This is a genomic window from Bacillus sp. PPSBB_2, assembly GCF_045291115.1.
GTDB lineage: Bacteria > Bacillota > Bacilli > Bacillales > Bacillaceae_G > Bacillus_A > Bacillus_A cereus.
In genome coordinates this window covers 1,836,869-1,862,416 of record NZ_CP147983.1, presented here as the reverse complement: position 1 = coordinate 1,862,416, position 25,548 = coordinate 1,836,869, and the positions used below count along the sequence as shown (strand labels likewise).

Genomic DNA, 25,548 nt, shown 5'->3' with positions numbered 1-25,548 from the left:
GGAAAACTACTATGAATAAAGATATAACAAAAGATGAACATCTCCCTTCTGAAAGTACAACCGTACAATCAGCTCACTTAGCTTTAAGTGGAGAAACAAAAGGCTGGAAAAGACTGTTACCATTTTTAGGGCCCGCTTTTATCGCGTCCGTTGCTTATATTGATCCTGGCAACTTTGCTACAAATATCGCAGCTGGTTCACAATATGGATATTTACTATTATGGGTTATACTCGCTTCTAACTTAATGGCTGTATTAATCCAAACTTTATCGGCTAAATTAGGAATTGCTACAGGAAACAATTTACCCGAAATAGCTCGTGAAAACTTTCCAAAGCCTGTGTCTATCGGCTTATGGATACAAGGTGAACTAGTTATTATGGCTACAGATTTAGCGGAATTTATTGGAGCTGCATTGGGGCTTTACTTACTATTTGGAATCCCCATGCTACCTGCCGCTTTAATTACAGCAGCCGGATCATTTATTATCCTTGAATTTCAACGTAGAGGATTTCGTCCACTAGAAGCTATTATTACAGGAATGATTTTCATTGTAGTAATTGCTTTTGGGATTCAAGTTTTTTATGCAAAACCAGAATTAAGTCCCCTTCTTTCAGGACTATTTATTCCAAAATTCCAAGGTGTAGACAGTATATTACTTGCAGCAGGGATTTTAGGTGCGACAGTTATGCCGCATGCAATATACTTGCATTCTGCATTAACACAACGCCGTGTGGTCGGAACAACTGACGAACAAAAGAAAAAGATTTTTCGTTTCGAATTTATCGATATTATTATTGCAATGGTTATTGCTGGAGCAATTAATGCAAGTATGTTAATTGTAGCAGCTGCACTATTTTTTAAAAATGGCTTGCACGTTGAAGATTTAGATGTTGCTTACACTCAATTTACCAATTTAGTAGGTCCTGTATCGGCTGCATTATTTGGGATTGGACTTTTATCAGCAGGACTATCTAGCTCTTCTGTCGGTACAATGTCGGGTGATATTATTATGCAAGGTTTCATTCGCATGCATATTCCGTTATATTTACGCCGATTTATTACAATGATTCCACCACTAGTAATTATCGCTTTAGGTGTAAATCCAACATACGCTCTAGTCATGAGCCAAGTCGTCTTATCATTCGGTATTGCATTTGCATTAGTGCCACTTATTATGTTTACAAGTAATAAAAAGATTATGGGTGCACTCGTTAACCACCGCATAACAACATTTATCGCATGGATAATTGCTGCTCTCGTTATCGTTTTAAATATCTTCTTACTGTATCAAACATTTGTAGGGTAATGAAAAAGGGTATTCCAATTTTAATTTGGAATACCCTTTTTGGATGAAATGATTTTCTTCTAGTTACCACTTATGTATGCCCCTCTTTCCGGCATCATCACACCATTTTCAGTTCGAAAGTAAAGTGGCAATCCTTCCGCAAAAAACATACTTACTTTGGACGGATCTTGCCTTTGATGATGAATATGTAAATGCGGCTCACTTGAACTTCCTGAGTTACCAACTTGCGCAAGAATATCCCCTTCATTTACACGTTGCCCTTCTTTTACTTTAATTGAGCCTTTCTTTAAATGACCAAGGAACAAAAATGTGCCCGTTTCATCTAGTCGTAAATAAATATGATTACCAGCCATTGACTGAAAATTATCCGATCCCGGAACTAAATCTTGTTCATTATTATTAATTGATACAACCGTCCCAGAAGCTGGCGCCATTACTTTTGCTCCATATATTCCGTAATCCTCTAACTTACTACTTTTCACTTCAGCAGGTGGAATGAGAATATCATATGCCCACCTTTCATTTGGTTTTATAACGTGATAGTTCGTTTCTAACCGATCACCACCCCAACCGATTAATGCTCGTTCCTTCAAAGGAAGACGAACTACTACTTTAGGACTCATAGATTGTATATCTGCTGGGTAAGCAATTCTACCTATATTAGCAAACCAACCGAAAGGCCAAGCTCCAATTATAGAAAACAGAATGATTAAAAATAGCGTTCTATCTATCCGCTTTCTAAAAATGCCTTTCCAAAAAAATATTATTATTGATCCTATTAAGAGAAAAACGGAAATTACACTAAAAGCCTGTATACTCCACCAAACAAAGACTGATGTAACACCATTAGCTACATAAACTAAGATCCAACTTATAATTAAAAAAGAAACTATAATTACTAATAAAAATTTCTTCCACATGTCGCATCCCTACTCTCATATCCTTTTTCTCAATGATACAAAGTAAAAATTACGACATATAAAAGAAATACTTACGACTTTCTTACTTTTTTATACTGCGGTAATTTCACAGTAAAAACTGTTTCTTTATCATTACTACGTACAGTGATATCCCCTTGATGGAGCTCGGCTATACTTTTTGAAATTGCAAGTCCTATTCCTTTACCGCCCGTATGAGAACTACGTGATTTTTCACTACGATAAAAATTCTCAAAAATGTAAGGAAGGTCCTCTTTCGGAATGCATTGTCCAAAATTTTTAATTTCTACTTCAACATTCATTGTTTTATTGAAAATTTCAATTGCAATTCCCTTTCCATCTCTCCCGTACATAATACTATTACCTATTACATTTTCAAATAGTCTCACTATAAGTGTCACATCAACTTCTACATGTAGCACTTCATCACTTTTAATATAAAAGCTCATATTGGCATCATCTAATTGTGGTACAAAGTCAATCATGATTTGTTCAATTAATGCTTTCATATCTACTTCATCTTTATGTAATTCAATCTCTCTATAATTTATTTGACAGTATTCTAATAAATCATCTACTTGATTTTTTAATTCATAACTTTTTCGCTTTAATATACTTACATACTGTTCACATTCTTCTCCATTCGAATGAAGTTTATTTCCTAACAGGTCCGCATAACCGATTAAAGATGTTACTGGCGTTCGTAAGTCATGAGAAATATTACTAATCATTTCATTTTTCATTTCCTGTGATTTTTTTTCATTCTCGATAGACTCTTTTAAACTTTTCGCCATTCTATTAACATTTGCCGCTAGTTCACCAATCTCGTCATTTTTCAAAATAGGTATATGTATTTCAAAATTACCGTCACTTATTTCCTTCACGTTCTTGTTAATTTGAGACAACCTTTTCATCAGTGTTTTTGTCATTAATGCAAAGTATGTTGTAGTAAAAATCAAAAAAACTATAAAATATAAAAATGAATATTTTTCCTCTAAAACATTAACCTGACTATATATATTTCCAACCAAAATTTGAAACACTATTATACTTACAGTCGCTAACAAGATGCTACATATGAATGCGATAAAAAACTTAGCTCTAATGCCTTGTAATGATTTAATCTTCAATTTTATATCCGACTCCCCAAACATTTTGTATAAACTTCGGTTCTTTTGGATTCTCTTCAATTTTATTTCTCAATCTTGCAATATGAACCATTACTGTATTATTACTTTCATAGGCTCTTTCGTTCCAAACGCTCTCATATATTTCTTCAATTGTGAACACACGATTCCTTGCAGCTGCCATTAAGTGTAAAATATCATATTCAGTTTTCGTAAGATTGATTCTCTCTCCATATAACATTACTGTTCTCGACACTTCATCTATTTCTAAACCTCTAATATTTATTTTCTTTTCCATTACTTGGGGAGCATTTTGATTGAAATATGTATACCTTCTTAATTGAGCTTTCACTCTTGCTATAAATTCAATTGTACTGAACGGCTTCACAATATAATCATCTGCCCCAGTACTAAATCCAATTACCTTATCTACATCCGATGATTTCGCGCTTAAAAACATAATTGGTAAACTATGTTTCTCTCTAATCCTTCTACAAAGTTCTATACCATCCATTTGAGGCATCATAATATCCAAAATAGCAAGTTGAATACTGTTATTATTTATTATTTCTAAAGCCACTTCTCCGTTATGAGCACTAAAAACTTTAAAACCTTCTTGTTTTAAATTCACATTAATAAATTGAATAATATCTTTATCGTCATCTACAATTAATATCGAATTTTTTTCCATTTCCAAACCTCTTTTTTGAAATATATTCCACATCTAAGTTTATCATAAATCAAATCTACCCTTACACCTTGAATAATCTTTATTTTCAGATTAAATTATATAATAACAAATACATTCTATTTTCATGTGAAAAGGAGCGAAAATATGTTTCCTTTATTAAAAACTGAAAGACTTATTTTAAGAGAACTTACCGAAGAAGATGCACCGCGTATACTACAATGCTTTTCTAATACTAATGTACTGCGCTATTATGGCCAAAAACCGTTACAAGATGTTGATCAAGTGAAACAAATCATTCATAACTTTAAGTTGAGTTACAATGCAAGAAGCGGTATAAAATGGGGAATCGAATTAAAAGACAAGAAAGAACTCATCGGTACCATTGGTTTTCACGATTGGTCTTCTGAGCATAAACGAGCCAATATAAGTTATGCCTTTTTGCCTGAACACTGGGGAAAAGGATATGCGACTGAAGCTGTTTCTGAGGTTATATCATACGGTTTCCATACGATTCATTTAAAGCGGATTGGAGCAATTGTATTTCTTGAAAATGAAGCTTCCAATAAAGTACTATTAAAATTAGGTTTTGAAAAAGAAGGCGTTCTAAAAAATTATATGTATCAAGATGATATCCCATATGATACGAATTTTTACGCTTTATTAAAATCAGTTTAATAGAATTTATGTGTAAAAAACCTTACTTTTAAAAAGTAAGGTTTTTTGTATTTATTCATTAGCAATATAAGCATTCTTATAAGTATAAATACCACCAAATTGATGCTTTTCAATTCCTTTTACATAATCCTTTTGTACATATGCTGAGCCAATATGATAAAGCGGCGCCACCGCAGCATCTTCTAATAATACCTGCTCGGCTTCTCGCAACGCTTCCCATCGTTTTTCCGTATCTAGTACAAAATCCGTTTTCGCTTTCTTTATTAATTCATCGTAACGAACATTAGAATAATTCATTTTATTATTCGGATTCCCTGTCGTAAATAACTCTAAATAACTAATTGGGTCTTTATAGTCAGGTCCCCAATTTGCCATAGTTATATCGTAATCACCTATTTGTTCTAACTGTAATTTTTGCTTAAATGGCTGTTGTTTAATTTGTATCGCGAGTCCTTGCAAATTCTTCTCTAAATCACCTTTTATATATTCTGCCATACGTATTGCGTTATCTTGTTCGAACGTTAAGAACCCTAGGTTTACTTGTTCTACCCCAAGCTCTTTTTTCGCTTCTTCCCAAAGTTTTTTCGCATTTTGCAAATCATATGAGGAAATATCTCCATTTTCTTTTCTAAAATCTTTACCAGTCACTTCATTTACATGACCAACTGGTACAAGTCCACTTGCAGGTTTTGCTCCGTTATTAATAAAGTGAGCAACGAAATCATCTTTATTTAACGCTAATGAAATAGATTGACGCACCTTTTTATTTGCTAACGCGTTATTTTTTTCATTAAAACGAAGCATAGCAATTCCAGGATCACTCGACATATGTAATTCCTTATTCCCTTTATACTTGTCTACAACTTGCGAATTAATAGGTACTCGATCCAAATCTCCGGCTTCATATAAATTTACAGCTGTCATTGTATCCTTTAGGATATGAAAGTTTATTTCATCTAATTTCACTTTCTTTCGATCCCAATATGTAGTATTTTTCTTTAATTGAAACTCTTGTTCATGCTTCCATTTTTCTAATACAAATGGACCGTTATATATGAGATTACTAGGTTCCAATGCATAATTGTTTCCTTGTTCTTTCAAAAATGATTCATGCTGTGGTAAGTATATAGGTAGTGCTAACAACTGTAAAAAATACGGAACTGGCTGTTCGAGTTCAACTTCTAACGTATAATTATTTATCGCTTTAACCCCAAGTGCATCAAGAGGCATTGTTCCCTTATTGATCTCTTTCGCATTTTTTACATAAAAGAGCATGGACGCATATTGAGAAGCTGTTTCAGGGTTAATTGCACGTTTCCAAGCAAATATAAAATCATTTGCTGTTACATTATCCCCATTTGACCATTTTGCATCTTTACGCAAGTCAAATGTATATTTCTTACCATCTTCACTTCTTTTAAACGATTTTGCTATGGCTGGAGTAGGCTGATCTTGATCGTTTAATACATATAACCCTTCAAATATATTCTGCATAATGTGTGCTGATGTACCATCTGTTGTTTTCACAGTGTCCAGAGAAGGAATTTCTTCTGATACTGTTACATTTAACACTTGTTTTTTAACCTCTATGTCACTTTTATCCGCTTTATTATTACAAGCTGTTAATAATAAAGATGTAACAAGTGCCATTACCATTAAATGGCTCTTTTTTCGCTTCATGAGTTGTTCTCCTTAAATATAAAATATTATAAAGCGTAATATATTATAGCAGAAATACTAACAGAAAGATGCGACATTCTTTTGAATATTTATTCGTTCAAGAAAAAAGCTATCCTTTTAAAAGGATAGCTTTTTCAACTGCCACATAATTATCTATCTTTGCAGACCTCGTTTATAACGACTTGCTTCAAATATAATACGCTCTTCATCTAACGTTTTACATTCGCCATTCCAAACGACACGTTTTCCGTTAATAATTACATCGCTTATATCTTTTCCACTAGCAGCATATACAAGGTGTGATAACACTTCATCCGCTGGTTGTAAATGCGGCTTATTAGACGGGTCAATCGTAATAAAATCAGCACACTTACCAGTTTCTAGTGACCCTGTTTGTTTCATCCCGATTACTTCAGCAGCCCCTTTAGTCGCAAGTGTAAGAGCTGTTTCAACTGGTAATGCTGTTGCATCTTGGTGAATACCTTTTTGTAATAAAGTCGCTATGCGCATTTCTTCAAACATGTCTAAATTATTGTTAGATGCAACACTATCTGTTGCAATTCCTACTTTTATTCCTGCTTCTAGCATCGCTTTTACATTCGCTATACCAGAACCTAGTTTTAAATTACTATTTGGGTTATGTGCTACTCGAACATCATGTTCTGCTAAAAATGCACGCTCATCATCATTTAATACTACACCGTGTGCAATAACTGTTGGGCGTTTAAACAATCCGCAGCTCGCTGCATATTCTACTGGACGTTTTCCGTACTGTGCTTCAATATCACGTACTTCACGCTCTGTTTCAGAAAGGTGGATATGAACCATTGTTTGATTCTCTACTGCAATCCGTGCGCACTCTTCTAACAATTCTGTACTACATGTATATAGACTATGTGGTGCAACCATCGTAGTTAACATGCCACTTTCGTTATAGTAACGCTTCACATATTTCTCAGCTTCTTCAATCGCTTTCTTTTCATCGTCTTTCGTTCCGAAGCTAAATAAAGTCCTTGAAACAGCAGCTCGCATCCCGCTCCTTGATACCGTTTCCATAATTGCGTCTTGATCTACTCCAATTGGATTAAACATGTCAGAGAATGATGTTGTACCACTTTTCACCATCTCAAGTAATCCTAATTCCGTACTAGCGACCGCAATTTGGGGAGTAAATTGACTTTCCAGTGGCCAAATTCTCGTCTCAAGCCACGGCTGTAATAACATATCATCGCCAATACCTCTTAGGAGACTCATTACAACGTGTGTATGTGTATTTACAAGCCCTGGTAAAACCCACTTTCCTTTCATGTCAATTACTTCATCTACTTCAAAATCATTAGCGAATTCTCCGCTCTTTACATCTATAATTTGATCATTTTCTACAATGATATATCCATTTTCTATCACTTCGTTTTGTTCATTCATCGTTACAATTGTAGCGTTTACATAAGTTGTTTTCAAAAGTATTTCCCCTTTCAACTCTATGAAGTTCCCTTTAATAAGTTACCACCATTATAGTAACTTATTAAAGATTAAGAGTCAAAAGATAATTTTAATTCTTTCGTTATTTTTCCCTTCAAAATGCTATATTGTTTTTCATTTGTATCTGCAAATGCTTCTTCCCGATTTGACTTTTCATCCATATAATTCAATTTCCCATTGAATTGAGTCTCTGTAAAATCAAATCTCTGCCCATCTATAAAGTTATAAAAGTGCCATACCTCTCTTACTTTTGTCTTTTTAATTTCTCCTCCATATATGTCTTGAACGACAAGAGCTGTAACACCACATTGTCCCTTTGCTGGGTTTTCAATTATCCACTTTGAACTTGTTTCAATCGACCACGATTTTATTAGTGCTTCATATATTCTTTTTTCCTTTACATCATCCATTCTAATCTTCCCCTACTATTAATAGTTTTACACATCATATTTCAAAAGAGGCAGTACACGACCCTTAAAGACAGTTGATGGTGTCTCTCCTATTAACTGTGCTCCCATTTTCAAGTAATATCCTTTTGCATTCGGATCACTATCAATCGTAAAACTTTTTAATCCTAGTTCATTGGCTTTTTCTATTACATACTCCCAAAGTATTTTCCCGTAACCTTTTCCTTTGTAATCAGGATGAATGTACAAGAAATCGAGAGCTTTATCATTACGTAAAAATGAGAAAAAACCAATCTTCGCATTATCGTTTTCTAAAACATATACAAAATTATTTTTTATGTATTCTTCTGTAATTGTTAAATCTTCCTTACAAGCAAGTATGAATTCTTCACTATAATCCCACGTTGCTTTTGATTGTAGTGCGAGTTCACTTAATTCATTTGCTTCACTTAATAACGCTTCTCTTATCTTCATGATTCTTTTTCCTCACCTTCGATATGTAAACTACTAAATTGATTCGGAAAGCACTTCAAAAAACCTTTTATTTTCATAAATTAGAGATTATTTTTATAAATCTTTATTATAACCAGTACAATTTTCAACAATTTTTTTAAAGAAAAAGAACGCCATCCCTAAAAGTTGGCGTTCTCTTTTTCTAAAATTTAATCTTCAAACTCACTCATTCATTTTACTATTTTGTACGATACAAACCTATACAGTTTCTACTACCGCTTCAAGCATTGTTCCATTTTTAGCATAATTCGTATGCCAAGAAAAAGCTTTTTCTAAAATATGAGGAGTTTGTCCACCTCTTGTTTTTGCTTCTTCGTAATAAGCACGTAGTTGATCACGATACATTGGATGTGCGCAATTCTCAATAATAAGTTCCACTCTTTCTCTTGGCGCAAGTCCCCTTAAGTCGGCATACCCCTGTTCAGTGACGATAACATCTACATCATGTTCAGTATGGTCTACATGAGAAACGAAAGGAACAATACTTGAAATGTTACCACCTTTCGCAATCGATTTAGTAACAAAGATAGCTAAGCGTGCATTTCTTGCAAAATCACCAGACCCACCAATACCATTCATCATTTTTGTACCTAAAACGTGAGTAGAGTTAACATTTCCGTATATATCTAATTCTAATGCAGTATTAATTGAGATTAATCCAAGGCGACGAATGATTTCAGGATGATTGGAAATCTCTTGCGGACGCATCATTAATTTGTCACGATATTTTTCAAAGTTAGAAAATACTTGTTGCATTTTCTCTTCAGAAAGCGTGATAGAACAACAAGAAGCAAAATTGACTTTTCCAGCATCCATAAGATCAAAAACTGCATCTTGTAAAACCTCGGAATATACTTCTAAATCTTCAAATTCTGAATCTAACATTCCATGCAATACGGCGTTAGCCACTGAACCAATTCCTGATTGTAACGGCGCTAAACGATTTGTTAATCGGCCTACTTTAACTTCTTCTCGAAGGAATTCTATTAAATGCTGTGCCATAATAACAGTTTCTTCATCCGGAGGAACAATTGTCGATGGCGAATCCAATTGATTCGTAAACACAATTCCCTTTACTTTTTCAGGATCAATTGGAATACCGATTGTTCCAATTCGGTCATCTGTTTTCACAAGCGGAATTGGAAGCCTCTCCCCTTGTTTACCTGGTTCATATAGATCATGTAGCCCCTCTAATTGCGCGGATTGAGCCATATTCATTTCAATAATAATAGACTTAGCATTTAAGGAAAACGCTAAGGAATTTCCAATTGAAGTGGTTGGAATAATCATTCCGTCCTCTGTAATCGCAACCGCTTCCAAAATAGCGAAATCTATATCCAGAACGTCAGCGCGGAGTAACTCTGCTGTATGAGACAAGTGTTGATCCACAAATAAAAAGTCTCCGTTATTAATTCCTTTTCGCATAGTCGCGTCAGCTTGGAAAGGTAATCTTTTCCCTAAAATTCCTGCCTCAGCAAATAATTTGTCTACATCCGAGCCTAAAGAAGCCCCAGTATAAACATTTACTTTAAAAGATTCATCATTCTTAACTCGGTTTACAAGCGCAAATGGGACTGCTTTTACATCACCTGCACGTGTAAACCCACTTAAGCCTAAAGTCATTCCACTTTGAATCCAGGAGGCTGCTTCTTCAGGTGTAACTACCCGATCTTTTAGACGTTGATCTCTGATTCTATCTAAATTATTCTCCATATGTAATCCCTCTCTCATTGAATATTCATAATTATTTTACACATTAACACTATCAAAATAGGGATTTTAGTATACAATGCCGAAAATTCAGACAGAACAGCAAATCTAGGTTCTAAAGCAGAAAAATTTAGAATCCTAGAAGCTTACGGAAATAACTAGCGTATGATTGACTAACTGGTACTCTCTCACCATTATCCATCGAAAGTACAAAAGTAGAATGGGTATCAGGATAAATCGCTTTAATATGATTAACATTTACAATAAACGAACGGTGACATCTAATAAATGAATCTTTCGGAAGCAAGTATTCGAATTCTTGCAGAGAGTATTTATGTGTTCCTGATAACTCTTCTGAATTCACGTACGTCTTTTTATCTTTAGCCTCTAAATACATAACCTTTGAAAAAGGAACCGGAATCCAGCCGTCTGTTGTTTTTAAAGTAACGACTGACTTTCCATCCGTTAAAGCTGGATAAATTGCCGTTACGCACCCTTCAAGCTTTCCATTGTTTGAAAATGGTACAGCCATTCCATGATAAGGAATACCAAAAACATCCCGATTCATAAACTCAGATGTTTTTTGATTCATCACCATCGCTTTATGAGCAATCGTTCCTTCCTTTATAGGATCCCCGACACTAATCTTTAAATCAATTCGTTTACTTGGCCGATAGTAAATATATTCTTTCGTATTCGAAACAGCAATTGAAATTTCATCTGAAAATAATTCCCCAACAACATCTAGTAATAAACCTAATGTTCTATCTTCCATTCTATTAACACCTCATTCACTATTATACTACTATTATGAACGAGCATCTGTTGCTTTATAAAAAGTTTGATTTTAGGTTACTTTTAAAATTAGTTTTATTCACTATTACTTCGTTACTACAAAAAACCTCACTTCAGAAAAGTGAGGTTTCCTCTCATACAATATTTCTTTATTTTTTGAACGACTATAGAATAAGATTTATTTTTTATTAAGTAAAGTGAATTTAAGAATTTATTGCCCCTATTTCTGTATAATAAATAATCCCAAATTACAAACAGTTTGGGATTATCTTTCTCATTTATTATGCGCATCTAACCACGAAATTAAATCTTTAAATACTTCATCCTTATTTACTTCATGAAACATTTCATGTCTACCATTTTCATATAAACGTAGTGTCACGTCTTTCACACCACATTTTTTATAGTTTTCATATACTTCTTTTACACCTTTCCCCATATCGCCAACAGGATCACGATCACCAGAGAATATATGTATTGGAAGATTCTTTGGCGTCTTCTTGTATTCTTCTAGTTTATTTACTTCTAATACTCCAGAAAATAATTCTCGGTAAAAACTCGTCGTACAAATGAAACCACATAACGGATCCGCAATATATTTATCAACTTGATTATTATCTGAAGATAACCAATCAAATTTTGTACGATTTGGCTTAAAGTTCGAATTGAAGTTTCCAAAAGATAAAAAGTTTAACATTGGACTTCTCGTTTTTGCCCCGCGCAATTTCATTTCGATTGTTGCTACTTTATGACCAATAGCTCCTAAAAGCCCTGGATTTCCACCTGTTCCTGAAATCAGAAATCCATCGTATAGTTCACCCCTAAGTTGTACAGCACGTCTTGATAAAAAAGAACCCATACTATGTCCAAGTAAAAACAAAGGACTTGACTGCTCTTCTTTTATCCTTTCTGAAACAAAGATAACATCCGATACAACTTGATTCCACCCTATATTTGGTTCAAAATGCCCATAATCTTCTTCTTTTTTTACTGTTTTCCCATGTCCTTTATGATCATGCGCATAAACACCATACCCTGCTTCCAATAAAGCATCTACAAATTCTGTATACACCCCTGCATGCTCTGTCATGCCATGTGCAATTTGAATAATTCCTCTCGGATCTCCTTCTGGTAACCATTTACGCAAATAAATTTCCGATCCATCCAATGCCGTAACGAAACTTTCCTGTACATTCATTTCGTCAGCCCCCAACTCTATTATGTATAGCTTTAAGAAAATGAATATCCATTCACTTTTCTTATTTTATATTATATGTAATTGCTTTCATTATGACAAATGATGTATTTTTCAGACTTGCTTTTAAACTAATCTCTTGACGAATTCAAAATAAAATTATATAGTTACTTACATAAAGTAATTATATAATTTTTAGGAGGTTTCTACTATTATGATGCCATCATTATTTTTAGCACATGGTTCGCCTATGCTCGCTATTCAAGATACAGACTATACACGATTTTTAAAAATACTTGGAGAAACATATAAACCGAAAGCAATTGTTATTTTCACTGCTCACTGGGAAAGTGAAGTATTAACGATTTCCTCATCAGATAACGAGTATGAAACAATTTATGATTTTGGAGGTTTTCCCCCTGAGTTATACGAAATCAAATATCGTGCGAAAGGCTCTTCTCATATTGCATCTATTTTAGAAACAAAATTTAAGAACAAAGGTATTTCAGTCCATCATAATATGACGAGAGGTTTAGATCATGGTTCATGGACACTCCTGCACCGCATGTATCCAGAAGCAAATATTCCTGTCGTGCAAATATCAGTCAATCCATTCCTTTCTGCAAAAGAACAATTTGAAATTGGAGAAGCACTTAAAGGACTCGGACAAGAAGATATTTTAGTAATCGGGAGTGGCGTTACCGTTCATAATTTACGAGCACTGAAATGGAATCAAACTACACCTGAAAAATGGGCAATTGAATTTGATGATTGGATTATTAAACATATGCAGAATAACGATAAAGATGCATTGTTTAATTGGGAGAAAAATGCTCCTCATGCACAATTAGCAGTACCAAGAGCAGAACATTTTGTTCCTTTATTTATCGCTATGGGAAGTAGTGAAAATAGCGGTGAAGTCATTCACCGTAGTTACGAGCTTGGTACATTAAGTTATCTTTGTCTTCGATTTTAAAGAAAAGGATGAAGCACATGTTGCTTCATCCTTTTTCTTTTTCATTCACTTAGTTAACTAACTTCCAAACGTTGTTTCTCTGATACTTCTTCGTTCTTATTATGAAAATAAACCCAAATACACGCAATAAATAATAGTGATGATGTAGAGAGGAAAACATATTGGAAGCCTGCATGCGCTGCAATTTGTCCCCCGAGCACTGGCCCAATCATATTTCCTAAAAACTGAAACGACTGATTATATCCAAATATTCGTCCCGTAACATGGGTTGGTGTATGTTGTTTTAGTAGAGTTTGTACGGAAGGCAATAATCCTGCTTGTGCGATACCTAATAAAAATCGAAGAATTAATAGTTGCCAAGCTGAGGTTACAAATGCTTGCGGGATAAAAATAATTCCAGCTGCAAACAACGCTACAACTAACGTTTTTTGAGGACCGATATGATCTGATAATCTTCCTAGTCTTGGTGCTGCCAAAATAACTGCTAATCCTGTCGCTGACATAACTGCACCCGCAATTGTTTCAATATGTGCAGTATGAGGACCTACTAAATTTTTCACGTACAATGTAACAATTGGTTGAACTGACATATTAGCAAGTTGAATAATAAATGTTGTTACAAATAAACTAATAATTAAATGCTTCGCTGGGACCATCGTCCATACTTTTTTCGGCTGTGTTTTTTTTGCTTGAGCAGAGTGATTTTCTTCATGCAAGAAGAAAAAAACGATGAGAAAGGAAAGGAATAAAAAAGCTCCTGTAACAAGAAAGACATGACGCATTCCAATTAACTCAGACAAATAACCTCCAAGTAACGGGCCAAGTAACGAACCGCTCACACCACCAGTTGAAATTGTGGAAATCGCCCAACCTGAATGTTCTTTCGGAGTTTCTGCTGCAATAAATGTCATCGCTGTTGAAAGGAAACCAGATACTGCTCCCATTAAAAATCTTAGTGCGACTAGTTGATACACATCCGTTACAAACCCCATAAGCGTCATAATAATCGCCATACCGAGGCTAGCACGAATAAGCATCAATTTCCGTCCATGTATATCACCAAGCTTTCCCCATATTGGCGATACGATCGCACCCATTAAAAATGTTACACCAAATGCAAGTCCCGACCACTGTGCAATGCTTGAAGTGCCAGTTACTCCTAATTCCTCAATATAAAAAGATAAGAAAGGAATTACTAAACTCATACCGGCTGCAGTGGTAAAACAACCTAGCCAACAAATCATTAAATTCCGTTTCCAGCTGGCCATTTTCACACCTTCTTTCTTTAGATACCCATTCTACACCCTTTCTTGTAAAAAGTTTAGTAATTTGCTTTATATGCAAGATTTACTACAAAACCCGCTATTTTCTAGTAAAAACCAATACATCTCTACATCATTTTCATAATAAAACCAACTCCTCTATATGAAGTTGGTTACTTATTATCTATCGGTATTAAACGAGCATTACAATTTCTCTCGTAAAACTCAATGGGACCTGCTTGTCCAATAATCGCATATTCATATCCATCTTGCTTCATATTATATAAACAATGATGCAATAATTCTTTTCCTACACCTTTCACACGATTTTGTTTCGCTATGCCCATTGGACCAAACAAGCCTTTCTTTCCTCTCACTACATCGTAACAGGCGAAACCAACTATTACTTCCTCCTGCTGTGCAATATAGATAGGTAACTTTTCGTTATATGTCCGAAATCCATAATCAACCGACTGTAACCACCGTTCACCAAATTCATCCACTACAAATCGTGATAACTTATCAAAATCAGAAGGACTAACTCTTCTTACATGACAAAATAATGTATTATAAATAGCTTTAAAACGATTTAAATCAACCGCTAAGTCTCTCGGTGCAGCTGTAATACGTAATATATCTTTTTGCATTTGTGTATGTATAAATCCACCAATATTTGTATCTACACGAAATAATGCATACATAACATGTCCTTCATTTACTACTACTTGCTGAAAGCGTTCCATACGTTTCTTCGCTATTTGTAAAATTTCTATCGCCTTATAAGATAGTTTATATTGCCCTATTTTTTTATACTCTTGATTATGTAAATCGAATTGTTTTCGTAACGAAAGTTTTTCTAAAAAATCTGGACCGACTTTGTGAAACAAATACATAAATAACTCAGCGCAAACTCCTGTACCTTCTTTACACATACCTATAAACAGATGGACTGGGTGAATTATGTTATACTCACTCTCTTTTGCTGCAATCTCCAATATTTTATGCACACGTTTTGTAAATTGAAATTCCTCCATATGTGTTTCCATCCTCTACTAATTTACTAACAAACCGTAACCATAAATAATTGAAACAATTACACCCACTACCAATATACCTGGAAGTAAATTTGCCACCTTGATTTTAATAATACTAAGCAAGTTCAATCCAATAGCAGATATCATAATGCCGCCCGTAGCCGTCATCTCCACTATAAATTGGTTCATTAATTCTTTCGAGACAAAACTATTAATTTGTGTTGCAAAAACTGCAATACCACCTTCATATAAAACAACTGGAATCGCCGAAAATACTACGCCAATTCCTAGAGTTGTCGTTAATATAATAGAAATAAATCCATCGATAATCGCCTTTGTAAATAAAATATCATGATTTCCGCGAATCCCACTGTCAAGTGCACCAAGTATCCCCATCGCGCCAATTGCAAAAATTAAAGTAGCTGTTACAAAACCTTCTGATATGCTACCTTTCCCTTTCGATCCAACTTTATTTTCTAGCCAATCCCCTAAATGTTTTAACTTTTCTTCTAATTGTAACCATTCTCCAATTACCGTACCAATCACTAAACTCAGTATGACAACAAGAAAGTTTTCACTTTTTAATGCCATTTGAAGCCCAAGCACAGTAACCGCTAAACCGATTGCGTGCATTATCGTCCCTTTCATACTTTCTGGAATCCTACTAAATAATTTACCAAGTAAAGTACCAAATATAATACAAATTCCATTTACAACTGCTCCTAATATAACCATTTCTCATTCTTCACCCTTCGAATTCTTTATTTCTATATTTTGGTTTATACATTGATTTACAGGTCATCTATATGTTAACTTAATATTGAGAATATTAACAAATGTTTTCCACTGCATAACCCGCTATTTTTTGTAACTTTAATTACCTTTAATAGATTCAGTGTTAATTTAATTGCGGGATAATATTAAAAGGGAAGGTATACATGAAAACTTTACTAAAACGATTTTTGTTAATAGCCTTTTTCATTACACCGATTGTTTTATTAATCAATTACTCTTTTATTTCAAAAGCAAAAGACAAACCCGATTTACAAAACAAATCTAGTAAAACCGCTTCAAAAAGCGAAAAAAAAATAGAAGACCAAGAAATCACACTCACCTTCTCTGGTGATACAATGTTTGATTGGCAATTACGTCCTATAATCGAAAAGAATGGGGCTGATTACCCATTCCAACATGTAAAAGAAGAAATAAAAAAAGCTGATATTTCTTTTGTGAATTTAGAGTCGGCATTTACAACGAAAGAAAAGAAAGCACCTGGACAACTGTTTTGGATTAAAAGTGATCCATCTACACTACAAGCTATTAAAAACACTGGATATGACATCGTAAATATTGGGAATAACCACACACTTGATTATGGGCAAGATGGATTATTAGATACGATTTCTCACGTAGAAAAATTAAAGTTCCCTTACACTGGAGCCGGAAAAAATGCGAAAGATGCATATACAGCACGAGAAATGACCGTAAAAGGGAAAAAATTTAAATTTCTTTCCTTCGTTCGATTTATGCCTGATTCTAATTGGGTAGCTGGTGAAAATAAACCTGGCGTTGCGAATGGCTATGATTTAAATCTTGTAACAAAAACAATTAAAGAACAAAAGAAAGATGCAGACTATTTAATCGTCTATATGCATTGGGGCGTTGAAAAATCAAACCGTCCGGTAGAATACCAAAAGCAATATGTACCTAAAATGGTTGAAGCAGGAGCTAACGCGATTGTCGGGAGTCACCCACATTGGTTACAAGGATTTGAGTATTATAATAAAGTTCCTATCGCTTACTCATTAGGTAACTTTTTATTCCCGAGTTATGTGAATGGGAAAAGCGCTGAAACTGGCGTATTAACTTTAACTTTTAAAGGAAAGGATGTCCAAATGTCATTCAATCCTTATATCATTCGCAACAACCAAGTTTCCCCTGTAAATGAGGAAGAAAAGAAAAAAGCTCTTCAATATTTACAAACAATTTCAACTGATGTAGAAATTGATGATACAGGGAAAATAAAAAACAAACGAAACTAGACAGTTCAAGATCTATTTCTCTGTAATATACTTTACAGAATAGGTGATAAACATGCTGAAAGACTTATTAGAAAATGTAAGTTTGTTAGAGAATATTTATAAAATGTCTATAGCAGTTCTACTTTTATGTTCTAGTTTAACTATAAAAAAGATAGAACAAGCACTATATTTCCTCGCTTGTATCTATCTTTTTTATTTAGATGCTAACTCTTCCCTTCTATTAAATAAGCAAATCAAACAAAACAGGGTTTTTATTAAGCTCCATAAATTGAATATTATTTTCTTTAAAGCGAGTAATTAATTGCTCATAATCTTCTTTATGTTTTAATTCTACTCCGACTAATGCTGGACCATTTTCTTTATTATGTTTCTTAATATACTCAAAGCGCGTAATGTCATCTTCTGGTCCTAATCCTTTATCAAGAAATTCTCTTAGCGCACCTGAACGTTGCGGAAATTCAATGATAAAGTAATGTTTCAGTCCTTCATAAATGAGCGAACGCTCTTTCATTTCTTGCATTCTATCAATATCATTATTTCCACCACTTAGCGTACATACAACTGTTTTACCTTTTATTTCATCCCTGTATAAATCAAGTGCTGCAATAGAGAGTGCACCAGCCGGTTCAGCTACAATCGCATTTTTCTTATACAGTTCTAAAATCGTCGTACAAACTTTTCCCTCTGGTACTAAAACAATGTCATCAATTACATCTTTACAAGTTTCAAAAGTTAACTTTCCTACCTTTTTAACCGCTGCCCCATCAACAAAACTATCTATTTTCTCTAATGCGACATTATCATTTTGAAGAAAAGCCTCTTTCATAGATGCAGCTCCCATCGGTTCTACACCAATAACCTTTGTAGTAGGACTAACACCTTTTACATATGTACCAACACCTGATGCTAATCCACCACCACCGATTGCTGTAAAGATATAATCAACCGGTTTCTCCATATCATGCATAATTTCAACTGCCACTGTCCCTTGACCAGCAACGACATACGGATTATCAAACGGATGAACAAATGTCATTCTATTTTCTTCACAATAACACTGTGCTTCTTGGAAAGAGCTATCGAATGTATCACCAACTAATACAATCTCTGCGAAATCACCACCGAAAAATTGTACTTGTGATACTTTTTGTTTCGGTGTTGTTGTGGGCATAAATATTTTCGACGGAATCTTCAATAAATTACATGTATAAGCAACTCCTTGCGCATGATTACCAGCACTTGCACAAACAACACCGTTTTGTAACTTTTCTTTCGGTAAACTTTGAATCAAATTGTATGCACCACGAATTTTGAAAGAGCGAATTAATTGTAAGTCTTCTCGTTTTACATAAACGTCACAATCATATTTCTCAGATAAAACTGTATCACGTTGTAACGGTGTTTTAATAACGATATCTTTCATGCAATTATGAGCCATTAAGATATCTTCAATTTTCACTCTCTCCTTTACCTTTTGCACCATTATATATCATCCTTATCTCTTTTAAATTGGCTCAATCAAAATTTGGGATTTTCAGAACAGCCCCTGTATTCGCCGATGTTACCATTTGTGCATAACGTCCAAGCCAGCCAGTTTTCACTTTCGGTTCTGGTCGTTTCCATTCTTTTTTACGCTTTTCTAATTCCTCATCACTCACTCTTACTTCTAACAAACGTTCTTCAACATCAATACATACAATATCCCCTTGTTCAAGAAGTGCAATCATCCCGCCCGCTGCTGCTTCTGGTGAAATATGTCCTACTGAAATTCCACGTGAAGCTCCAGAGAAACGTCCATCCGTTAATAATGCAACCTCAGCACCTAATCCCATTCCAGCAATTGCTGATGTTGGCGCTAACATTTCTGGCATACCAGGGCCACCTCTTGGTCCTTCATAACGAATGACAACTACATCTCCTTTTTTCACTTTCCCAAGCATAATGCCAGCAAGTGCCTCATCTTGTGAATTAAAAATAACGCAAGGTCCTTCAAAACGCTTTACCTCTGTTGCACCGCTTTTAATAACCGCTCCATCTTTCGCAAGGTTGCCTTTTAATATACGCAATCCTCCTTCCTCACTATGAGGGTTTTCAAGAGAGTGAATAACTTCCTTATCTTTAATCTCTGCCTCAGCAATATTTTCTCTTAATGTTTGCCCCGTAGCAGTTATTCGATCAAGATGAAGTACTCCTTCTTTCCGGCTCATCTCTTTCAAAATTGCACTAATCCCGCCCGCACGATCAATATCTTCCATATGCCAATTGGAAGCAGGGCTTACTTTACATAAATGTGGTACACGTCTTGAAACGGCATCAATACGGTTCATATCGTAATCTAATCCAGCCTCTTGCGCGAGCGCCAATGTATGCAACACTGTATTTGTTGAACCGCCCATCGCCATATCAAGCGCAAACGCATCATCAATTGCTTCTTCCGTTACAATGTCTCTTGGTTTAATATCTCTTTCAATTAAAATTTTCAATTTCTCTGCTGCTTGTTTAATTAACTCTTCACGTCTTGGATCAATTGCTAAAATACTCCCGTTACCAGGAAGAGCTAAACCTAACACTTCACATAAACAATTCATAGAGTTCGCGGTAAACATACCCGAACAAGATCCACAAGATGGACAGCCATGATCTTCAATATCTTTTAATTCTTCTTCTGAAATTTTCCCAGATTGATAAGCTCCTACTCCTTCAAAAACGGAACTCAGATCAACAACTTCTCCTTTAGATGTTTTTCCTGCTGCCATCGGGCCGCCTGAAACAAACACAGTCGGAATATTAATACGTAGTGCAGCCATCATCATACCTGGTGTAATTTTGTCACAGTTTGGGATACAAATCATGCCGTCAAACCAGTGTGCATTTACAACCGTTTCTACTGAATCTGCAATTATTTCACGACTCGGAAGAGAATAACGCATACCAATATGCCCCATCGCAATACCATCGTCAACTCCAATTGTATTGAATTCGAATGGTACCATACCTGCCGCACGAACTGCCTCTTTTACAAGTTTCCCAAACTCGTTCAAGTGTTTATGCCCTGGAATAATTTCAATAAAAGAATTACAAATCGCTATAAAAGGTTTATCAAAATCTTCATCTTTCAAACCAGTTGCTTTTAATAAACTACGGTGCGGCGCTTTATCAAAACCTTTTTTAATCATGTCACTTCTCATCTTGTCAAATCCCCTCTTACATATTTTTCATTTATACTCTCTTACTCTATTTCTTTACTAATTCTTTCGGTGCATGAATCCAACTCATCATTTCACGAAGCTCTGCTCCCACTTTTTCTAATTGATGATTTTTCTCTGCTTTTTTCATTGCGTTATACGTCGGACGCCCTGCTTGATTTTCTAAAATCCATTTCTTCGCAAATTCACCTTGCTGAATTTCTGTCAAAACACGCTTCATTTCCTTCTTCGTTTCATCTGTAACAATTCTCGATCCTGTTACATAATCTCCAAACTCTGCCGTATCTGAAATAGAATGGCGCATAGTCGTTAATCCACCTTCGTACATTAAGTCAACAATTAGCTTTAATTCATGCAAACATTCAAAGTATGCAATTTCAGGGCGATATCCACCTTCCGTTAACGTTTCGAACCCGGCCTTCACAAGTGCAGTTACCCCGCCGCAAAGTACAGCTTGCTCACCGAATAAATCCGTTTCGGTTTCTTCTTGGAATGTCGTTTCAATTACCCCCGCACGTGTACACCCTACACCTTTTGCATACGCCAGTGCTACGCTTAATGCCGTGCCCGTAGCATCTTGATGTACTGCGACTAATGCCGGAACACCATTTCCTTCTTGGAATACACGGCGAACGAGATGTCCTGGACTTTTTGGTGCGACCATCGCTACATCTACGTAACTTGGCGGATTAATTTGTCCGAAGTGAATGTTAAATCCATGTGAGAAAAGTAACATTTGTCCTTCACGAAGATTCTCTTCTACCTCTGCTTTATACACATGAGCTTGCTGTTCATCTGGCAATAACATTTGTACAACTTGTGCGGTTCGAACCGCTTCTGAAACAGACATTACTTCAAATCCATCCGCTTTCGCTACTTCATACGACTTACCAGGACGAACACCAACTACAACCTCTACACCAGAATCACGTAAATTTTGTGCTTGCGCATGACCTTGTGATCCATAACCAACTACTGCAACAGTTTTTCCTTGTAATAACTCTACATTTGCATCTTTTTCATAATATGTTTTCATATTCCATACACTCCTTATAATTTATTTACTTGCAGAACATCAATTAATTTTTTCAACTGACTAACAAGTAATGTCGCTTCATTTTCAGTACAAACTGCTGTGAGTTTCATTTCAGAAACACCACTAGTATCTCTTTCTTTTAAATGTAAAGAAGAAATATAATAACCACGCCGAGCAAAAATCCCACTTATACGTAATAAGACGCTTGGCTCGTTATGAATAACGAGTGAAAAAGTATGACTCATTCTTCCCACCTCTTCATAATCATTTCGTTATTCCCTTTGTTTGGCGGAACCATCGGAAATACGTTTTCACCTTCTTCTACACAAAAATCAACTACGACAGGACCTTCATGAGCAAATGCTTCTAACATCACTTGTTTTGCCTCGGTTGAATTTGTTGCTCTTAATCCCTTTACTCCATAAGCTTCTGCTACTTTCACAAAATCTGGTGATCCAATTTTTGATTCTGATAAACGATTTTCATAAAACATTTCTTGCCATTGCCTTACCATCCCTAAAAATTTGTTATTTATGATAAATACTTTTACAGGGATGTTATTTTCAGCAATTGTTTGTAGTTCTTGAATGTTCATTTGAAAAGAAGCGTCACCTGCAATACAAATGACAAGTTCTTCTTTTTTAGCTAGCTGAGCACCAATTGCCGCTGGAAAACCAAACCCCATTGTTCCTAATCCTCCAGAGGTAAGGAACGTCCGAGGTTTTCTTGCTTTATAGAAGTGAGCAGCCCACATTTGATGCTGACCTACTTCTGTTGTGACAATCGCTTCACCATTCGTTAATTCACTTACTAAGTTGATCACATGCTGTGGTTTTAACTCAGATTCTTTTTGCTTATAAGAAAGTGGATATTCTTCTTTCCATGTCTTTACTTTCTGAAGCCATTCGTCTGTTTGTGTATAAATAGACATATGTAACAGCATGTGTAACGCTTTTTTTACATCACCAACAATCGGATGTTCTACAGTTACATTTTTATGAAACTCAGAAGAATCAATATCAATATGTACTTTTTTCGAGTGCGGAGAAAAAAGTTCTAATTTTCCTGTTACACGATCATCGAAGCGAACACCTAATGCAAGTAGTAAATCACATTCTGTTACCGCCATATTAGCAGCGTATGTCCCATGCATACCAAGCATCCCTAGAAACAATGGATCATCCGGTGGATATGCACCAAGTCCCATTAAAGTTGAAACGACTGGAATACGGTTCTCCCTTGCGAATTCGAAGAGTTCATCGGATCCACCTGAATGAATGACACCTCCTCCAATATAAAGAAGTGGACGCTTAGATTTTGAAATTGCTTTAGCCACCTCTCTAAGTTTCATGCTGTCTGGTACAAGTTCTGGTTTGTACCCCGGAATATCAACTTCTTCATTAAAGAAACTGGTGACTTTTGCATTTTGAACATCTTTTGGAATATCAATTAATACTGGTCCCGGGCGCCCGCTTTTGGCGATGTAAAAAGCTTCTTGCACAATTCGTGATACATGATTCACATCACGAACCTGGTAATTATGCTTCGTAACAGGTACTGTAATTCCGACAACATCCGCTTCTTGAAATCCATCTTTACCAATTAAAGGCGTCGCAACTTGACCGGTAATGACAACTAAAGGAATCGAATCCATATAAGCGTCTGCTAAGCCCGTAACTAAATTTGTCGCCCCTGGGCCAGAGGTAGCAAAGACTACCCCGACCTTTCCAGAAGCTCTCGCATATCCTTCAGCCGCATGAATGGCAGCTTGCTCATGACGAGTTAAAACATGTTTCAAACCACTTTCGTATAACGCATCGTATACTGGTAAAATCGCTCCGCCTGGATAGCCGAAAACGGTCGTTACACCCAATTTCTTCAAACATTGAATCACGTGCCCCGCGCCTGTCATTTCTTCATACTGTAACTTCTCATACGCTGTATACTGCTGCTTCATTTCCATTAACTCCTCTCCTTATTTACGCTAAGCTTTCCGTCAGCCCGGGAACACGTACTCCTCTTTCTCTCGTTAATTTTTTAAATTCTTCGGTCAATTGTTTCGTTACACTTCCTGGTTTCCCATCTCCAATTTCTCTCGAATCAACTTTTACAACTGGAATTAACTCCGCTGCTGTTCCTGTTAAAAATACTTCATCCGCTACATATACGTCATGGCGAGTGAACGGTCTTTCCTCACACGGAATACTCAGTCGCTCACATAGCTCGATAACACTATTTCTCGTAATACCTTCTAATGCTCCTAAATAGGATGGCGGGGTTAATACTTTTCCATCTTTCACAACGAAAACATTATCACCAGAACCTTCACAAACATATCCTTGTTGATTTAACATAAGAGCCTCTAACACTCCTGCTTGTGCTGCTTCAATTTTTACAAGTACGTTATTTAAATAATTCATTGACTTAATACGTGGATCTAACGCATCTGGCGTATTACGTCTTGATGCAACAGATACAACGCTTAGCCCATTATCATAAAATTCTTGTGGGAATAACTTTAATTGTTCTGCAATGATAATTACGCTCGGCTTCACACAACTTCTCGGATCGAGCCCTAAGTCACCTTTTCCTCTTGAGACAATTAAGCGAATGTAAGCATCAGTATATTCGTTTTTTTGGAGTGTATGTAAAACTGCTTCTTCCATTTCTTCTACCGTCATTGGAATTGTTAGTAAAATAGATTTCGCTGATTCATACAATCGTTTCACATGTTCTTTTAAACAAAATACATTTCCACCGTAACTACGAATCCCTTCAAATACACCGTCTCCGTATAAAAAACCGTGATCATATACTGAAACAACTGCCTTTTCTTTTTCTACAAATTCCCCATTCATGTAAATGTACTGGTTTCCCATCTCACATCGCTCCTCTTTTTTTCTCTATTTTTTGCAATCTATTTCTACATCGATTGCTGAGATGAGTATTTTTAACAGAATATTCAGTATATAAACCTTAAAAATATACTCGTCTCAACAATCGATTACTTACATACTTGTAGCAATCCATTACTGAGACGAGGGAATCGTGGTACCACTCAGCTTCCTTATACTTCTCACGAAATATAAGCTCTGCAAGTCCAATTAGACTTTTGTTTTTCTATCGGGAACAACCCCGCTACTTTTTACTAGTTTTCAAAAGTAGTGCTCCAAGGTGATTTTCAATGAGTGAATTGTTACCACCCTCACAGCCTCGGGGCAGCTCTCTGAAACAATCTTTATCATTTACTCTCCTCTTCTACGCATTCTCTTCTTCTATTTTTAAAAATAAAAACTCTCGCCTCAGCAATCAACTACTACAATTTAGTAGCTTTGATTGCTGAGGCGAGAGTTTCGCGTTACCACTCAGCTTCCTTATACTTCTCACGAAATATAAGCTTTGTAGGTCCAATCAGACCTCCGTCCTTTTACCGGAGACGATGCCGCCGCCCTCTACTCAGTTTCCCTTTCGC

At 35.6% G+C, this 25,548-nt stretch carries 24 protein-coding genes and 2 other annotated features (1 of these 26 running past the window's edge); of the genes, 5 read left to right on the top strand and 19 right to left on the bottom strand.

Annotation, left to right across the window (positions count from 1 at the left end):
- Window positions 1-11 precede the first annotated feature (11 nt).
- Complete coding sequence (locus V6946_RS09390; protein ID WP_001030679.1) at window positions 12-1,307, top strand: Nramp family divalent metal transporter; 1,296 nt, start codon at window positions 12-14, stop codon at window positions 1,305-1,307.
- A 59-nt stretch (window positions 1,308-1,366) separates the two neighbouring features.
- Here the strand turns inward: V6946_RS09390 and V6946_RS09385 are convergent, their stop codons facing one another.
- From V6946_RS09385 to V6946_RS09375, 3 genes are all read right to left on the bottom strand, one after another.
- The gene (locus V6946_RS09385) at window positions 1,367-2,227 is read right to left on the bottom strand and encodes a M23 family metallopeptidase (protein ID WP_033691928.1); all 861 of its coding nucleotides are present in this window, start codon (window positions 2,225-2,227) and stop codon (window positions 1,367-1,369) included.
- Window positions 2,228-2,298: 71 nt separating this feature from the next.
- Window positions 2,299-3,399 carry a HAMP domain-containing sensor histidine kinase gene (locus tag V6946_RS09380; protein ID WP_176397778.1) on the bottom strand — a complete coding sequence of 367 codons (1,101 nt, stop codon included), beginning with the start codon at window positions 3,397-3,399 and terminating at the stop codon, window positions 2,299-2,301.
- Window positions 3,365-4,063 (bottom strand): response regulator transcription factor, encoded by a 699-nt coding sequence (locus tag V6946_RS09375; RefSeq protein ID WP_006918228.1) that lies wholly within the window; start codon window positions 4,061-4,063, stop codon window positions 3,365-3,367. Before V6946_RS09375 ends, V6946_RS09380 begins: the two co-directional genes overlap by 35 nt.
- 144 nt (window positions 4,064-4,207) lie before the next feature.
- Between V6946_RS09375 and V6946_RS09370 the strand changes: the two genes are divergently transcribed.
- A complete protein-coding gene (locus V6946_RS09370; RefSeq protein ID WP_000484225.1) occupies window positions 4,208-4,738 on the top strand; it encodes a GNAT family N-acetyltransferase in 531 nt (176 codons plus the stop codon).
- A gap of 51 nt (window positions 4,739-4,789) precedes the next feature.
- On the opposite strand, the gene V6946_RS09365 is transcribed toward V6946_RS09370, so the two are convergent.
- From V6946_RS09365 to V6946_RS09335, 7 genes are all read right to left on the bottom strand, one after another.
- A complete protein-coding gene (locus tag V6946_RS09365; RefSeq protein WP_000823500.1) occupies window positions 4,790-6,418 on the bottom strand; it encodes a peptide ABC transporter substrate-binding protein in 1,629 nt (542 codons plus the stop codon).
- A gap of 153 nt (window positions 6,419-6,571) precedes the next feature.
- Entirely contained in the window at window positions 6,572-7,897 is a 1,326-nt protein-coding gene (locus V6946_RS09360; RefSeq protein ID WP_366981855.1) for a bifunctional S-methyl-5'-thioadenosine deaminase/S-adenosylhomocysteine deaminase, read from the bottom strand.
- A gap of 53 nt (window positions 7,898-7,950) precedes the next feature.
- The gene (locus V6946_RS09355) at window positions 7,951-8,310 is read right to left on the bottom strand and encodes a hypothetical protein (protein ID WP_000342902.1); all 360 of its coding nucleotides are present in this window, start codon (window positions 8,308-8,310) and stop codon (window positions 7,951-7,953) included.
- 27 nt (window positions 8,311-8,337) lie between these two features.
- Entirely contained in the window at window positions 8,338-8,781 is a 444-nt protein-coding gene (locus V6946_RS09350; protein WP_000701909.1) for a GNAT family N-acetyltransferase, read from the bottom strand.
- Window positions 8,782-9,018: 237 nt separating this feature from the next.
- Entirely contained in the window at window positions 9,019-10,533 is a 1,515-nt protein-coding gene (locus V6946_RS09345; protein WP_000429811.1) for an acetyl-CoA hydrolase/transferase family protein, read from the bottom strand.
- A 127-nt stretch (window positions 10,534-10,660) separates the two neighbouring features.
- Window positions 10,661-11,305 carry a LytTR family DNA-binding domain-containing protein gene (locus tag V6946_RS09340; RefSeq protein ID WP_000390211.1) on the bottom strand — a complete coding sequence of 215 codons (645 nt, stop codon included), beginning with the start codon at window positions 11,303-11,305 and terminating at the stop codon, window positions 10,661-10,663.
- A 294-nt stretch (window positions 11,306-11,599) separates the two neighbouring features.
- Window positions 11,600-12,523 carry an alpha/beta hydrolase gene (locus V6946_RS09335; RefSeq protein ID WP_006918226.1) on the bottom strand — a complete coding sequence of 308 codons (924 nt, stop codon included), beginning with the start codon at window positions 12,521-12,523 and terminating at the stop codon, window positions 11,600-11,602.
- 211 nt (window positions 12,524-12,734) lie between these two features.
- On the opposite strand from V6946_RS09335, the gene V6946_RS09330 reads away from it, so the two are divergent.
- On the top strand, window positions 12,735-13,496 hold the full coding sequence (locus V6946_RS09330; RefSeq protein ID WP_006918225.1) for a class III extradiol ring-cleavage dioxygenase: 762 nt from the start codon (window positions 12,735-12,737) through the stop codon (window positions 13,494-13,496).
- A 53-nt stretch (window positions 13,497-13,549) separates the two neighbouring features.
- Here V6946_RS09330 and V6946_RS09325 read toward each other — a convergent pair whose 3' ends face one another.
- The 3 genes from V6946_RS09325 to V6946_RS09315 all read right to left on the bottom strand — a co-directional run bounded on the left by V6946_RS09325 (window position 13,550) and on the right by V6946_RS09315 (window position 16,527).
- Window positions 13,550-14,764, bottom strand: a complete 1,215-nt coding sequence (locus V6946_RS09325) for a multidrug efflux MFS transporter (RefSeq protein ID WP_000179302.1) — start codon at window positions 14,762-14,764, stop codon at window positions 13,550-13,552.
- Between the two features lie 167 nt (window positions 14,765-14,931).
- Window positions 14,932-15,792, bottom strand: coding sequence for a GNAT family N-acetyltransferase (locus tag V6946_RS09320; RefSeq protein ID WP_000390856.1), 861 nt, complete (start codon window positions 15,790-15,792; stop codon window positions 14,932-14,934).
- Between the two features lie 18 nt (window positions 15,793-15,810).
- Complete coding sequence (locus V6946_RS09315) at window positions 15,811-16,527, bottom strand: DUF554 domain-containing protein (RefSeq protein ID WP_000236032.1); 717 nt, start codon at window positions 16,525-16,527, stop codon at window positions 15,811-15,813.
- A 203-nt stretch (window positions 16,528-16,730) separates the two neighbouring features.
- Between V6946_RS09315 and V6946_RS09310 the strand changes: the two genes are divergently transcribed.
- Window positions 16,731-17,834, top strand: a complete 1,104-nt coding sequence (locus tag V6946_RS09310; protein ID WP_006918222.1) for a CapA family protein — start codon at window positions 16,731-16,733, stop codon at window positions 17,832-17,834.
- Window positions 17,835-17,886: 52 nt separating this feature from the next.
- Window positions 17,887-18,135, top strand: coding sequence for a hypothetical protein (locus tag V6946_RS09305; protein WP_016122285.1), 249 nt, complete (start codon window positions 17,887-17,889; stop codon window positions 18,133-18,135).
- Here the strand turns inward: V6946_RS09305 and ilvA are convergent.
- From ilvA to ilvE, 6 genes are read right to left on the bottom strand one after another with little or no spacing between them, the layout of a single operon-like run.
- Entirely contained in the window at window positions 18,055-19,317 is a 1,263-nt protein-coding gene (gene ilvA, locus V6946_RS09300) for a threonine ammonia-lyase IlvA (RefSeq protein ID WP_006918220.1), read from the bottom strand. The genes V6946_RS09305 and ilvA overlap by 81 nt on opposite strands.
- A gap of 31 nt (window positions 19,318-19,348) precedes the next feature.
- Entirely contained in the window at window positions 19,349-21,022 is a 1,674-nt protein-coding gene (gene ilvD, locus V6946_RS09295; RefSeq protein ID WP_001255815.1) for a dihydroxy-acid dehydratase, read from the bottom strand.
- Window positions 21,023-21,068: 46 nt separating this feature from the next.
- On the bottom strand, window positions 21,069-22,076 hold the full coding sequence (ilvC, locus tag V6946_RS09290) for a ketol-acid reductoisomerase (RefSeq protein WP_006918218.1): 1,008 nt from the start codon (window positions 22,074-22,076) through the stop codon (window positions 21,069-21,071).
- A 14-nt stretch (window positions 22,077-22,090) separates the two neighbouring features.
- Complete coding sequence (locus V6946_RS09285) at window positions 22,091-22,321, bottom strand: ACT domain-containing protein (protein ID WP_000019909.1); 231 nt, start codon at window positions 22,319-22,321, stop codon at window positions 22,091-22,093.
- Complete coding sequence (gene ilvB / locus V6946_RS09280; RefSeq protein WP_033691929.1) at window positions 22,318-24,033, bottom strand: acetolactate synthase large subunit; 1,716 nt, start codon at window positions 24,031-24,033, stop codon at window positions 22,318-22,320. Before ilvB ends, V6946_RS09285 begins: the two co-directional genes overlap by 4 nt.
- Window positions 24,034-24,055: 22 nt before the next feature.
- Entirely contained in the window at window positions 24,056-24,955 is a 900-nt protein-coding gene (ilvE, locus tag V6946_RS09275; RefSeq protein WP_000528161.1) for a branched-chain-amino-acid transaminase, read from the bottom strand.
- A gap of 151 nt (window positions 24,956-25,106) precedes the next feature.
- Window positions 25,107-25,346, bottom strand: a binding site (T-box leader).
- Window positions 25,347-25,413: 67 nt separating this feature from the next.
- Window positions 25,414-25,548, bottom strand: a binding site (T-box leader); it runs 111 nt beyond the window's last position.